This window comes from Paenarthrobacter sp. CC6 (assembly GCF_040560085.1).
GTDB lineage: Bacteria > Actinomycetota > Actinomycetes > Actinomycetales > Micrococcaceae > Arthrobacter > Arthrobacter nicotinovorans.
This window is the reverse complement of sequence record NZ_JARDAN010000030.1, coordinates 21,884-34,901: the sequence shown is the minus strand read 5'-3', so window position 1 is coordinate 34,901 and position 13,018 is coordinate 21,884. Positions and strand designations below refer to the sequence as shown.

Below are 13,018 nucleotides of genomic sequence, written 5' to 3'. Positions count from 1 at the left end.
CCAACTCCTGCCGCGCAGCGTCCTCCTCACCCTCACGGACAATGAACCCACCACCAACCGAAAAGAACGTCGCCTCATGCACAGTGTTTCCCTCAGCATCAGCCACGGCGAACTTCATCCCGTTCGTATGCCGCGGCAACACCGTCAACGGATGCAACACCATATCCTCCACCGCATACGGCAACTCCACACCCCCGCCGGATGCCCCCGCAAGGTTCAGCACACCGCTCTCAGCGATCGTCGCGAGCCGCTCCTCCACTTCCTCGGGAAGGATCAACTCAGGGTGGTAGCCCTCCAAGCCCAGCAACGTCGCCGTCATGGTTCCGTGACCACGGCCCGTTGCCGCCAACGAACCATACAAATCAACCCGCAACGACGCCACCGAGTCCAGGACACCAGCGTCCTTCAACTCACCAGCGAACACAGCGGCGGCCCGCATCGGCCCCACCGTGTGGGAACTCGACGGACCAATGCCCACAGAGAACAGATCGAAAACACCAACAGCCATAGCCGGGATCCCTTTTATACAGCTTGAAACGGTCCGGCAGATGGTCCTGCCGGATGGCCTCCCCCGCTTGTGGCGGAAGACGACCGAAGCACGACGCCGGATGGCCCCCAAAGGCGGCAACCCGGCGTCGCAAATTATTCAGTTACTACAAACGCTACGCCCTGCACGCTCGTTCCGTGCCGGAGCGCGGACCTTAGGAGAGGTCGCCGCCGTTCTTGGAGGCGTATTCCTCTGCCGAGAGCAGCGGGCCGTCGGACTCAGCAGCGACCTTGAAGAGCCAGCCGGCGCCGTAGGGGTCGTTGTTGATCAGGGCCGGGTCCGAAACAACGGCGTCGTTGATTTCCGTGACCTCGCCGGTGACGGGCGAGTACAGGTCGGAGACGGACTTGGTGGATTCAACTTCGCCACAGGTCGCGCCTGCGGTCACAGTCGAACCGACCTCGGGCAGGTCAACGTACACAATGTCACCCAGTGCGTCGGTGGCAACCTCGGAGATCCCGACGGACACCGAGTTCCCCTCGCCGCGGGAGACCCACTCGTGCTCGTCGGAGTACTGAAGTTCGGGCGCTACTTTGGGCATTCTGTTTCCTTTACGTGGTCGAAATGAAAAACGTGGAGATTTTGTACAGCTAATGCCTTTATAGCTGGGCTATGGGGTCATTAGCTGTACAAAAACTCGCTACTTTTGGCGCTTGTAGAAAGGCAGTGCGACGACTTCGAACGGCTCGCTCTTGCCACGCAGGTCAATGTCCAGCGCGGTTCCAAGCTCGGTGTGTTCGACGTCGACATATGCCAACGCTACCGGGTACCCGAGGGTCGGACTGGGCTGGCCGGAGGTCACTTCGCCGACTACCGCGCCGTCCTTGAGGACCGGGTAGTGGCCGCGTCCGGCGCGACGCCCCAGGCCCTTGAGGCCCACGAGCTTGCGTCCCGTGGTGGAACCGGCACCGTCGGCCTTCAACGCAGCCAGTGCGTCCTTGCCAACGAAGTCACCTTCCTTGGACAGCGCCACCACGGCTCCGAGCCCTGCAGCGAAGGGGTTGCCTTCACGGGAGAGCTCGTTGCCGTAGAGCGGCATGCCGGCTTCCAGGCGCAGGGAATCGCGGGAGGCAAGGCCGGCCGGAACCAGTTCTCCTTCTTCGGCGACGGCGGCAATTGCCTGCCACAGCGCGGCAGCGGATTCGTTGGGTACGAAGATCTCGAAACCGTCCTCGCCCGTGTAGCCGGTGCGTGCAAGGAGAAGGTCCTGGCCGCTGCCTGCCACCAGGAAGGTCACCTCAACTGCGGCGTAGTACTTGAGCCCGGTGACCAGCGCGTGCTGGTCGGCCGGAACCAGGCGCAGCAGGATGGCTTCGGCGAGCGGACCCTGCACTGCGATCAGCGAGGTCCGGGCAGAGGCATCTTCAACCACCACGTCGAAACCGGCGGCGCGTTCAAGCAAAGCGTCAGCCACAACCTTGGCGTTGCCGGCGTTCGGCACCACCAGGAACTTGTCGGCACCACGGCGATAGGTAATGAGGTCGTCGATGATGCCGCCGTCTTCCTGGCAGATCAGCGAGTACTTGGCCTTGCCGTCCGCCATGGCCGAGATCTTGCCCACCAGGGCGTAGTCCAGGAAGGCTGCGGCTTCGGGGCCGGTGACCCAGACTTCGCCCATGTGGGAGAGGTCGAACAGGCCTGCGGACTTGCGGACTGCGTGGTGCTCGGCCAACTCGGAGGAGTACTTGAGCGGCATCTGCCAGCCACCGAAGTCGGTGAAGGACGCGCCGAGCTTCTTGTGCTCTTCGTAAAGGGCTGTGTAGTTCTCAGTCATGACGAGTCCTTAGTTTTCGAAGTCTTCGATCGGTGGGCAGGAGCAGACCAGGTTGCGGTCTCCGGCTGCGCCGTCGATGCGGCCAACGGGCGGGAAGTACTTGTCCTGCTTGAGGTGGTGGACCGGGAAAGCGGCCTGCTCGCGCGGGTACGCGCGGTCCCAATCAGAAGTTACGACGGCGGCAGCCGTGTGGGGCGCCCGGCGAAGCGGGGAATCCTGCACGGAGAAGTCGCCGTGGGCCACCTGGTCGATTTCCTTGCGGATGGTGATCATGGCTTCGATGAAGCGGTCGATCTCCACGAGGTCCTCGGACTCGGTGGGCTCCACCATCAGTGTGCCCGCAACCGGGAAGGCCAGGGTGGGGGCGTGGAAGCCGAAGTCGATGAGGCGCTTGGCCACATCCTCGGCCGTGACGCCGGTCTTCGCGGTCAGTTCACGCAGGTCCAGGATGCACTCGTGGGCCACGAGTCCGCCTTCACCTGTGTAGAGCACCGGGAAGTGCTCGTTGAGGCGCGATGCGATGTAGTTCGCAGCCAGCAGCGCGGACTTGGTGGCTTCGGTGAGGCCCTGGCCGCCCATGAGCTTCACGTACGCCCAGGAGATCGGGAGGACACCGGCCGAACCGAAGCGGGAGGCCGAAATCGGGACATCGTTGCCTTCGGTCCAGGATGCCGCGTCACCGGGCATGAACGGCGCCAGGTGTGCCTTGGCTGCGACCGGGCCAACGCCCGGTCCGCCGCCGCCGTGCGGGATGCAGAAGGTCTTGTGCAGGTTCAGGTGCGAGACATCGCCGCCGAACTTGCCCGGCTGGGCCAGACCGACCAGTGCGTTGAGATTGGCGCCGTCGATGTAGACCTGGCCGCCGGCCTCGTGGATGGCATCGCAGACTTCGCGGACGTCGGCGTCATACACGCCGTGCGTGGACGGGTAGGTGATCATGATGGCCGAAAGGGCGTCGCGGTGGGCTTCGATCTTGGCCTTCAGGTCAACGTGGTCGATGGTGCCATCAGGAGCAGTGGCCACCACCACGACCTTCATGCCGGCCAGCACTGCCGAGGCAGCGTTCGTGCCGTGCGCGGACGCCGGGATGAGGCAGACGTTGCGCTGGTCGTCGCCGTTGGACAGGTGGTAGCCGCGGATGGCCAGCAGGCCTGCGAGCTCGCCCTGGGAGCCGGCGTTCGGCTGGATGGAGACCTGGTCGTAGCCGGTGATTTCGGTCAGCTGGGCTTCGAGGTCGCTGATGAGTTCACGCCAGCCCTCGGTCTGGGAATCCGGAGCGAACGGGTGGATCGAGGCGAACTCCGGCCAGGAAATGGCTTCCATCTCGGCAGTGGCGTTGAGCTTCATGGTGCAGGAACCGAGCGGGATCATGGTGCGGTCCAGCGCGAGGTCCCGATCGGAGAGCTTGCGGATGTAGCGCAGAAGCTGGGTTTCGGAGCGGTGGGTGTTGAACACCGGGTGCTGCATGAATGCGCTGGTGCGCTCAACGGAAGCCTCCAGCGCAAAGTCCTCGGCGGCATCGGTGACCGAAGCGCCAAAGACATCGAGCAGGCTGCCGACGATGTCGGACGTAGTCGTCTCATCAACGGAGATGCCAACAGTGTCGGCATCGATGCCGCGCAGGTTGATGCCCTTGGCCTCGGCGGCGGCGACGATCTCTGCTGCCTTGCCCGTGACGCGGATGGTGATGGTGTCGAAGAACGAACCGTGGAGGACCTCGACGCCGGCAGCCTTCAGGGACGCTGCGAGCGTGCGGGCGTGGCTGTGGGCGGTCTCGGCGATCGCTTTCAGGCCTTCGGGGCCGTGGTAGACGGCGTACATCGAAGCGACGATGGCCAGCAGCGCCTGCGCGGTGCAGATGTTGGACGTGGCCTTCTCGCGGCGGATGTGCTGTTCGCGGGTCTGCAGGGCCAGACGGTAGGCGGGGACACCGGCGTCGTCCTTGGAAACGCCCACCAGACGGCCCGGCATGGAACGCTCGAGACCCTTCTGGACGGCCATGTAGGCCGCGTGCGGGCCGCCGAAGAACAGCGGGACACCCAGGCGCTGGGCGGAACCCACGGCGATGTCAGCGCCCTGCTCACCCGGAGGGGTGATGAGCGTCAGGGAAAGGAGGTCGGCGGCAACGGTGACCAGTGCGCCGCGTTCCTTGGCCTCGGCAATGACGGCGGAGTGGTCGAAGACGCGGCCGGAAACACCGGGCTGCTGGAGGACGACGCCGTTGATGGCACCTTCCGGAAGGCCGGCTGAAAGATCGGCAACCTCAACCTCGAAGCCGAGGGCTTCAGCACGGCCCTTGACGATGGCGATGGTCTGCGGGAGGCAGTCTGCGTCGAGCACAGTCTTGCCGTCCTGCACGGCCTTGTTCTTGTTGGCGCGGCGCATCATGAGGACGGCCTCGGCCACGGCGGTTGCTTCGTCAAGCAGCGAGGCGTTGGCGATAGGCAGGCCAACGAGGTCCTGGACCATGGTCTGGAAATTCAGGAGTGCTTCAAGGCGGCCCTGCGAAATTTCAGGCTGGTACGGGGTGTAAGCGGTGTACCAGGCCGGGGACTCAAGGATGTTGCGGCGGATGACCGGCGGCGTGATGGTGTCGTAGTAGCCCTGGCCGATCATCTGGACCGCGGTCTTGTTCTTGGAGGCGAGCTTGCGCAGCTCGGCCAGGACCTCGACTTCGCTCAGCGCGTTCTGCAAGGTGAGGGCGACGTCCTGGCGGATGTCGTTCGGAACGGCAGTGTCGACCAGCGAGTCGACAGAGTCGTAGCCAACGGACTTGAGCATGGTCTCAATGTCGGCCTGTCGGCGGGCGCCGATATGCCGATCGACGAAGGTGGTGGAGGCAGAACTAACCGTCACGAAGGAACTCCAATACTTGGGCGGCGTTTGGGTACGCCACAGCGGCTCGGGTTCCTCCCCGCTCTGTATTGGACCTGAGAGTTTCCGCGTGTTGTCCGCACAACGAATCGCTTGCACCGTCGGTGAGCACAGCATCCCACGTCAATGGCGTGGAGTGCCTGCTGCTTTCCAGAGTTGCCTCGCCGCGGCGGTGCGTGGGCCTGAGAGATTCCTGGGGAGGGTTTGCTCCTACGGCGCCTGCATCACGTGCCTGCAGGACTCTCCCGCCGCAGATCAAAGGCATGTTCAGTTGTCTGTGGGCGCCACGCTGGGCACGCCACAAGGCTTAATTGTCCTACGTGCAAGGCCCTGCGGCAAATGGATGAGCAGTCACTTCCGCAGGCGGTCCAGGACCCCCAGCAGGATTTCGACGTCGGCCTCCCGGCCGGCGTTGCCGGCCCCCTGCCCGCCCTCGAACATCGCGTTGAAATAAAGGCCGTCGCCCATGTAGCTGACGGCCTTGGCGATCTCCGGTCCTACGTCTTCGGCCAGGACATCAAGCCACTGCTGCTGGATTCCTGCGAAGCGCCGCCGCGTTTCCTCATGGGCTACTTCAGCGAGCCTGGTGGCGGCAACGAAGGCCCTGTCCATGGGGGTGTCGGCCCAGAGGGAGGACCGGATGAAGTAGGCAGCGGAACCGTCCGGCGCGGCCTTCATCTGCTCAATGTCCTCCTGCGCCAACTCGTCCAGGCGTTCCAGCAAGGCGCTGATCAGGGCTTCCTTGTTGGGGAAGTGATACAGCAGCCCGCCCTTGGAGACACCGGCCCTCTTGGCGACGGCATCCAGGGTAGCGGCCCGCTCCCCTACCTCGATCAGGAGGGATTCGTAGGCATCCAGGACGGCGTCCCGGGCAACTGGTTTTCGTGGCATGTGTACATCATTCCCTAAAGAATTGCGGGGGTTGAATTTGTAACTATACCGTCTGGACGGTACAGTAAGAGGCATGTTCTCGCCGTCCTCAACCCAAGCACCCCGTTCCGCCGCCCCCTTGACGGGCCCGGCTGCACCGTGGCGCGACTGGACGGCCTTGGCACTGCTGATGTTCCCGGTGCTGCTGGTGGCCGTCGATAACACCGCGCTCACTTTTGCCCTGCCGGAAATCGCCCGCTCCCTGGACGTGGGCGGCATACAGCTCCTGTGGATCGTTGACGCCTACCCGCTGGTGCTCGCTGCGCTCCTGGTCTCCATGGGCAACCTTGGTGACCGGATCGGACGACGCCGGTTGCTTCTGATCGGCAGCACAGGCTTCGCGGCGGTTTCGGCTGCTACGGCATTCGCTCCGTCCGCGGAGTGGCTTATTGCCGGACGCGCTGCACTCGGCGTCTTCGGCGCCATGCTGATGCCATCCACGTTGTCCTTGATAAGGAACATCTTTACCGACCCCAACCGCCGTCGGCTCGCGATCGCTGTATGGGCTGCCGGATTCTCCGGCGGCGCAGCCCTTGGTCCCATCTTCGGCGGCTGGCTGGTGGAGCACTTCTGGTGGGGCGCCGTCTTCCTGGTAGCAGCATTCCTGCTTCTGCCACTCCTTGCCTTTGGCCGGGTACTCATTCCCGAGTCCAAGGACGCCAACCCCGGCCGGGTGGATGTGTCCAGCATTGTCCTGTCCGTGGTCACCATGGCGCCCTTCGTTTACGGCATCAAGGAATTCGCGGTCCACGGCTTCGGTGCCTCAGCTGCTGCCTTCATGGGCTTTGGCCTGGTGATGGGCATTCTGTTCGTCCGCCGCCAGCAAAGGATCGAAAGCCCCATGCTGGATGTTTCCCTGTTCAAGAACAAGGTATTCAGCACGGCCATCGTGGCGAATGTTTTGTCCTTGTTCTCCATGACGGGGTTCATCTACTTCTTTGCCCAGCACCTGCAGCTGGTCGAAGGGCAGTCCCCCATGGAAGCCGGCATCGCCATGATCCCGGCCCTCCTGGCCACCGTCATCGCCGGCCTGCTCGTAGTACCGCTGGTCAAGAAAGTACGGCCCGGCTTCGTGGTGGCCGGCGGACTGACACTGAGCGCCATAGGCTACCTGGTGGCCGTCGTGGGTGACCACGGCAGCGGACCGGTGTTCCTCCTGTCAGCCCTGACGGTCCTGGCCGTCGGCGTGGGTGCAGCGGAGACCATCTCCAACGACCTCATCCTGGCGTCCGTGCCGGCAGACAAATCAGGGGCGGCCTCGGCCATCTCCGAGACCGGTTACGAACTCGGTTCCCTCCTGGGAACAGCCGTGCTCGGTTCAATCCTCACCGCGTCCTACCAGCACAACCTCGTCATTCCCGACGGTGTGCCCACAGAGGCGGCGAGGAAGTCCGGGGAGACTCTGGCAGGTGCGGTTGACGCGGCATCCGGGCTCCCCGCCCAGTTGTCGGAGGCACTGACCACCGCCGCCCGGATAGCCTTCGACTCCGGCGTCCACATCACCGCGGCGATTGGGCTGGTACTGATGGCAGGAGCAGCAGTGATGGCCGCCGTCGTACTGCGCAAGGTTCCCAAAGCGCAGTAAGGGAAGCTACACGGCTTCCGTGGGTGCCGCCTTCTTGTCGACGCCGGCAGTCAGTTGGTCGATTCGCTCCAGGGCGTCGCTGAGCCGGCCGACCGTTGTCCACAGCCCAGGCTGCTGCTCCCTGACCTCCTCGAGGGAAGTCCCCGCGGAGGTCAGGGAAGCGAGGTCGAAGCTCACGTTGGTCCTCGCCCCCGCTATGGCGGCCCGCAGCGCACCGAAACCCACCACGACGTCGGCGACGAGGGCCGGGTTCCCGTGGGAAGCGAGCCAGCCGAGGTCTTCAATGGCGTCGATGGCCCGTTCACCCAGGACGGCGGAGGCCTTGGCTGCGTCCACGGAGGCTTGGTGGATGGCTTCTTCGCGTTCCGGTCCGGGGTCGAGGCGGAAAGCAGCCCCGAAGGCGTTGGAGGCAGATGCGTCCTCGTCCGCGAGCTGGAGAGCCGCTTCCCTGAGCTCATGGGCCCTGGCATGGATAGCGGAAAGCTCGTCACGCTGCTGCCCCTCGGCTTCCGTGTACCCGGCCACCATTGACGTCAAGGCAGCCGCAATGGATAGCATCACCCCGGTACCGGCGCCGCCCCCGGGCGAGCCGCTCGACTCTGCCAGGGCTGCGGTCCAGTCCTCAACCGTGGAGTGCTGCGTGGTGGCGGGTTCGGAATTCGTCATGCCATCAAGTGTGCCGTGACAGCCAGGTTCGCACACACAGGGTTCGCACAACGCGGATGGATACACTGGCCAGACCGAAGGCGTCGAACGAAGGGTAAACCCATGACCATTGACCTCGAAGAGCTTTACAAAGACCTGCACGCCAACCCGGAGCTGTCCTTCCAAGAGACCAGGACCGCCGGGATCGCAGCCGGGCACCTGGAGAATCTTGGCTTCACCGTCCACCGCAACATCGGCAAGACGGGCGTGGTGGGCACCCTTGAGAACGGAGCCGGGCCGGTCGTCATGCTCCGGGCCGACATGGACGCCCTCCCGGTCAAGGAGTCAACGGGACTGGACTACGCAAGTACTGCCATGGGTGTCGATCCTGACGGAAACGATGTTCCGGTCATGCATGCGTGCGGACACGATGTCCATGTCAGCTGCCTCGTGGGAGCAGCAGAAGCGTTGGCCGGACAACGTGACCGGTGGCAAGGCACACTGATCGTCGTGTTCCAGCCCGCCGAGGAATGGGGTGGCGGTGCGCAGGCGATGGTTGGCGACGGCCTCTATGACGTCGTGCCGAAGCCCGATGTAGTGCTCGGACAGCATGTGGCCCCCTTCCCCGCCGGATGGTTCGGCATCCGGGCCGGCGTCACCATGGCCTCCGCAGACTCCCTCAACATCACCTTGCACGGCCGCGGCGGGCACGGATCGCGCCCTGAAACCACCATTGATCCGGTGGTGATGGCCGCCGCTGCCACCATCCGCCTGCAGGGCATCGTGTCGCGTGAACTCGCCGCCAGCGACTCCGCCGTGGTCACCGTAGGACAGATCCACTCCGGCACCAAGAACAACATCATCCCCGAGACGGCAACCCTCGGCCTCAGTGTCCGCACTTTCAGCGATTCCACCAGGGACAAAATCCTCGGTTCGATTGAGCGCATAGTGCAAGGGGAATCAGCGGCATCCGGCGCTCCCAAGGACCCGGAGATCCATTTCGAAGAGCACTTCCCGCTGACAGTTAACGACGAGTCGGCAGCAGGCAGGATTACAGCGGCCTTCAAGGCCAGGTTCGGCGAGGCACAGGTCATTGATCCCGGGCCCGTATCCGGCAGCGAAGACGTAGGAGCCTTGGCTAAGGGTGCCGACGCGCCGTTGGTGTTTTGGTTCCTCGGCGGCGCCGACCCTGCCCTGTTCCGCGAATGGGCGACGACGGGGCGCCTCCCCGAAGATATTCCCTCGAACCACTCGCCCTACTTCGCGCCCCTGATCCAGCCCACGCTGGCCAAGGGAACGGAAGCATTGGTCACAGCCGCTCTGGAGTACCTCGGTTCAACAGGCGGAAACAACTAGCCTGCGCGTGGACGGGCACACGGGAAAGGCGCCGGCAGACCGGCGCCTTTTTCGCGATCTTCTACTCGTTCCAGTCCAGGCGGGGCCTAGACCTTCTCGTGGATGCGGTCAACCTTCGGTTCGTAAACCACAGGTTCCCTGCGACGGCGTGCCAGGAAAGTCCAGAGTGTCCCTTCCGATGCCTGGAGGGTCTCCGCCGGGGCAACCGGTTCCTTCCTGGCCTCTTCAGTTGTGGTCTCGGGCTTGCGCGCGGAGTCCTTCTTCGTGCGCCGCTCGAAGTCGTCATAGTACGCGTAGCACATACAACCTCCCTTAGTGGCGTTCTTTAATAGTCCTCGCACTCCGGCCGCACGTCGACCACTTTTTTGCAGTCGACCACTTTTTTGCAGGAGTTCCGTTTCAGCTTGTGGTGGTCACCGGGCGAGGCTGGACAGCCGCGCAACGTCCACCGCCAACCTGGTTTCCTCCGCCACCAGGTGGGCGTTGATGGCGGCCCCGGCCATGACGCCCGAAGCGGCCGACGCCATGACCTGTCCCATCAGGTCCGCGACATTGCCCGCAGCCCAGACGCCGGGAACCGCGGTGGCCCCGCCCATGGGATTCACTTCCACGTGGTGTCCTACTCCCATGGGGTGTTCCACCACCGGGACGCCAAGCGACTCCAGCACTGCGGACCTTGCCTCCAGCCTGGTTGCGGTCACTACGGCCTCCACCGGGATGACTGTTCCCGAGGCCAGGACGACACCCCTCAACGCATCATCCTGGATGGCGAGTGACTCCACCTTGCCTTCCACCACGCTGATCGAGCGTGCAGCCAACTGCTCCCACTCTGCGTCCGTCGGCTCCACCACGTCATTAAGGAACAGCGTGATGTTCGGGCTCCACTGCCTGAAGAGCATCGTCTGGTGCAACGCCATGGGAACAGAGCCCAGTATGCCGATCGCTTTGTTCCGGACCTCCCAGCCGTGGCAGTAGGGGCAATGCAGGACATCACGACCCCACCGCTCCCGGATGCCGTCGATGTCGGGCAGAACATCGGTCAGCCCCGTGGTCACAAGGATCCGGCGGGCCTTCACCGTCCGCCCATCGGCCAGTTCAACATCAAAGGAGAGCTCCGCGCCTTTCTCGGCCCCCGCCGTCGAGCGCGCTGCGACGGCGACGCCCGCGATGAAGTCCACCCCGTAGCCGCGTGCTTCTTCCCGCCCCATATCCAACAATTCCCTGGGATCAATGCCGTCCCTGGACAGGAAACCATGGACCCCGGCAGCCGGCGCGTTCCGCGGCTCGCCGGCGTCGATCACCAGGACGGACCGGAGGGCCCTGCCAAGCGTCACGGCGGCACTTAACCCAGCTGCGCCACCTCCGATCACCACAACCTGGTACTCGTCCGCGGTTTCCGTCTTCGTATCTCTGCTCACTGTGCCTCCGTCGACTCGTTGCGGCCTTCCGCCGCTCCTACCATCCTTGGTCGATGTCGACAGAAGCGGCAAGAAAAATTGCCACTATGGCAAACTGGGGACATGGCAAAGGATTTCAGCGCAATGCTCGACGCCGTCGGTCCGCGCCTGCGCGCGATGCGGACCCAACGGAACCTGACGCTGGCAGAGGCATCGGAAGGCACGGGGATCTCGGTGAGCACACTGTCCCGCTTGGAGTCGGGCCAGCGCAAACCCACCCTGGAACTGTTGCTGCCGATTGCACGGCTTCACCAAGTACCTCTTGAGGAGTTGATCGACGCCCCGGAAACGGGCGACCCCCGCATCCATCTCAAGCCACACGTCCATCATTGGGGCACCGCGCTGCCCCTCACTCGCCGCCCCGGCGGAATCCAGGCCTTCAAGATGGTGCTGAAAGCCGGAACGGGCAAGGAAATTCCAGACCCGCAATCCCACGAAGGCTACGACTGGATGTACATCCTCAATGGGAAACTGCGGCTGGTCCTGGGCGGGAACGACTTCATCCTCAAACCCGGGGAAGTGGCGGAATTCGACACCCGCACCCCACACTGGTTCGCCAGCGCTACCTCTGAACCGGTGGAACTGCTCACCCTGTTCGGCCAGCAAGGCGAGCGCCTGCACGTCCGGGCACGGCCCAAGCGGCAGGACCAGCAGGCGGAAATCTAGGAAGCCAGGAACTCCCGGGCATTGCGGCGCGACACGGCGGGGTCCGCTCCGGCGTCGGGCTGGTTGATCTCGGACCACACCTCATCGAGCGAAAGTCCAAGAACATCGGCAATGGCCGCCACCGTGGGAAAGGCGGGAGTGGCAACCCTTCCCGACTCGATTTTGCGCAGCGTTTCGGGAGAAACACGGGCATCGAGGGCAATCTCCAGCATGGAGCGTGCGCCCCGCGCACGGCGGAGCAGGGCACCGAGACGCTGTCCGCGCTCGGCCTCTGCGGGTGTGAGCGGCAACCTGACCATGGCTCCAATTGTAATACCGGGATAATATGGCCGGGATAGTTATTGGCATCAACTCCGGAAAGGTCCCCTATGATCGAGATCCTCAGCACCAGCGAACTGACCCGTGCCCGGGCCGCAGGGACCCTGGTGGCCAACATCCTGCACACGCTCAAGAGCCGGTGCACTGTTGGCACCAACCTCCTGGAGATCGACGCGTGGGCCAAGGCCATGATCCTCGAGGCCGGCGCGGTGTCCTGCTACGTGGACTACGCGCCATCGTTTGGGCGCGGCCCCTTCGGCCACTACATCTGCACAGGCGTCAACGACGCCGTCCTCCATGGACTGCCGCGGGACTACGCGCTTGCCGACGGCGACCTGCTGACCCTTGACCTGGCCGTCTCCCTGAAAGGAATCGCAGCAGACTCTGCCATCAGCTTCATCGTCGGCGACGCGAAGCCCGCCGAAAGCGTGGCCATGATCGAGGCAACCGAACGCGCCCTGCGTGCCGGCATAGCAGCGGCGCGGCCCGGCGCGCGGATCGGCGATCTGTCCTACGCCATTGGCTCCGTCCTCGGCGAGGCAGGATATCCCGTTAACACGGAGTTTGGCGGCCACGGAATCGGCTCAACCATGCACCAGGAACCGCATGTGCCCAACATGGGACGCCCTGGCCGCGGCTACAAGCTGCGCCCTGGCTTGCTGCTCGCTTTGGAACCGTGGGTCATGGCGGATACCGCCCAGCTCGTGACTGATCCCGACGGCTGGACCCTCCGCAGCGTCACCGGCTGCCGGACGGCCCACAGCGAGCACACGATCGCCATCACCCCGGACGGAGCCGAGATTCTCACCTTGCCCACCGTGGCCGGCTAGGCCTGCTCCCGGGCCGCGACGGGGCGGAAGGGGCGC

Annotated in this window: 13 protein-coding genes and 1 riboswitch; of the genes, 4 read left to right on the top strand and 9 right to left on the bottom strand. The window is 64.3% G+C overall.

What is annotated here, in order from left to right; genetic code table 11:
• The 5 genes from PV760_RS20410 to PV760_RS20390 form a co-directional block, all read right to left on the bottom strand.
• On the bottom strand, positions 1-508 hold a 508-nt coding region (locus tag PV760_RS20410; protein WP_354628567.1), incomplete at its 3' end, for a serine dehydratase beta chain.
• A 193-nt stretch (positions 509-701) separates the two neighbouring features.
• Positions 702-1,088, bottom strand: a complete 387-nt coding sequence (gcvH, locus tag PV760_RS20405) for a glycine cleavage system protein GcvH (protein WP_018780132.1) — start codon at positions 1,086-1,088, stop codon at positions 702-704.
• 99 nt (positions 1,089-1,187) lie between these two features.
• The gene (gene gcvT, locus PV760_RS20400; protein WP_018780133.1) at positions 1,188-2,321 is read right to left on the bottom strand and encodes a glycine cleavage system aminomethyltransferase GcvT; all 1,134 of its coding nucleotides are present in this window, start codon (positions 2,319-2,321) and stop codon (positions 1,188-1,190) included.
• A gap of 9 nt (positions 2,322-2,330) precedes the next feature.
• Positions 2,331-5,177, bottom strand: a complete 2,847-nt coding sequence (gene gcvP / locus PV760_RS20395; RefSeq protein ID WP_354628566.1) for an aminomethyl-transferring glycine dehydrogenase — start codon at positions 5,175-5,177, stop codon at positions 2,331-2,333.
• Between the two features lie 178 nt (positions 5,178-5,355).
• A riboswitch (glycine riboswitch) is annotated at positions 5,356-5,453 on the bottom strand.
• A 93-nt stretch (positions 5,454-5,546) separates the two neighbouring features.
• Positions 5,547-6,086, bottom strand: a complete 540-nt coding sequence (locus PV760_RS20390; RefSeq protein ID WP_039239936.1) for a TetR/AcrR family transcriptional regulator — start codon at positions 6,084-6,086, stop codon at positions 5,547-5,549.
• A 73-nt stretch (positions 6,087-6,159) separates the two neighbouring features.
• Between PV760_RS20390 and PV760_RS20385 the strand changes: the two genes are divergently transcribed.
• On the top strand, positions 6,160-7,710 hold the full coding sequence (locus PV760_RS20385) for an MFS transporter (protein ID WP_039239935.1): 1,551 nt from the start codon (positions 6,160-6,162) through the stop codon (positions 7,708-7,710).
• Positions 7,711-7,716: 6 nt separating this feature from the next.
• On the opposite strand, the gene PV760_RS20380 is transcribed toward PV760_RS20385, so the two are convergent.
• On the bottom strand, positions 7,717-8,376 hold the full coding sequence (locus tag PV760_RS20380) for a cyclodeaminase/cyclohydrolase family protein (RefSeq protein ID WP_354628565.1): 660 nt from the start codon (positions 8,374-8,376) through the stop codon (positions 7,717-7,719).
• Positions 8,377-8,478: 102 nt separating this feature from the next.
• Between PV760_RS20380 and PV760_RS20375 the strand changes: the two genes are divergently transcribed.
• The gene (locus tag PV760_RS20375) at positions 8,479-9,711 is read left to right on the top strand and encodes an amidohydrolase (protein WP_064723671.1); all 1,233 of its coding nucleotides are present in this window, start codon (positions 8,479-8,481) and stop codon (positions 9,709-9,711) included.
• Positions 9,712-9,797: 86 nt separating this feature from the next.
• Here PV760_RS20375 and PV760_RS20370 read toward each other — a convergent pair whose 3' ends face one another.
• Both PV760_RS20370 and PV760_RS20365 read right to left on the bottom strand, forming a co-directional pair.
• Complete coding sequence (locus PV760_RS20370; protein WP_354628564.1) at positions 9,798-10,013, bottom strand: hypothetical protein; 216 nt, start codon at positions 10,011-10,013, stop codon at positions 9,798-9,800.
• A 111-nt stretch (positions 10,014-10,124) separates the two neighbouring features.
• Positions 10,125-11,129, bottom strand: coding sequence for an NAD(P)/FAD-dependent oxidoreductase (locus tag PV760_RS20365; RefSeq protein WP_079582825.1), 1,005 nt, complete (start codon positions 11,127-11,129; stop codon positions 10,125-10,127).
• 102 nt (positions 11,130-11,231) lie between these two features.
• On the opposite strand from PV760_RS20365, the gene PV760_RS20360 reads away from it, so the two are divergent.
• Entirely contained in the window at positions 11,232-11,834 is a 603-nt protein-coding gene (locus tag PV760_RS20360) for a helix-turn-helix domain-containing protein (RefSeq protein WP_018780141.1), read from the top strand.
• On the opposite strand, the gene PV760_RS20355 is transcribed toward PV760_RS20360, so the two are convergent.
• Positions 11,831-12,133: a helix-turn-helix domain-containing protein gene (locus PV760_RS20355; protein WP_018780142.1), complete on the bottom strand. Its 303-nt coding sequence runs from the start codon at positions 12,131-12,133 to the stop codon at positions 11,831-11,833. The genes PV760_RS20360 and PV760_RS20355 overlap by 4 nt on opposite strands.
• 69 nt (positions 12,134-12,202) lie before the next feature.
• Between PV760_RS20355 and map the strand changes: the two genes are divergently transcribed.
• Positions 12,203-12,982: a type I methionyl aminopeptidase gene (gene map, locus PV760_RS20350; RefSeq protein ID WP_039239930.1), complete on the top strand. Its 780-nt coding sequence runs from the start codon at positions 12,203-12,205 to the stop codon at positions 12,980-12,982.
• The last annotated feature ends 36 nt before the right edge of the window (positions 12,983-13,018 follow it).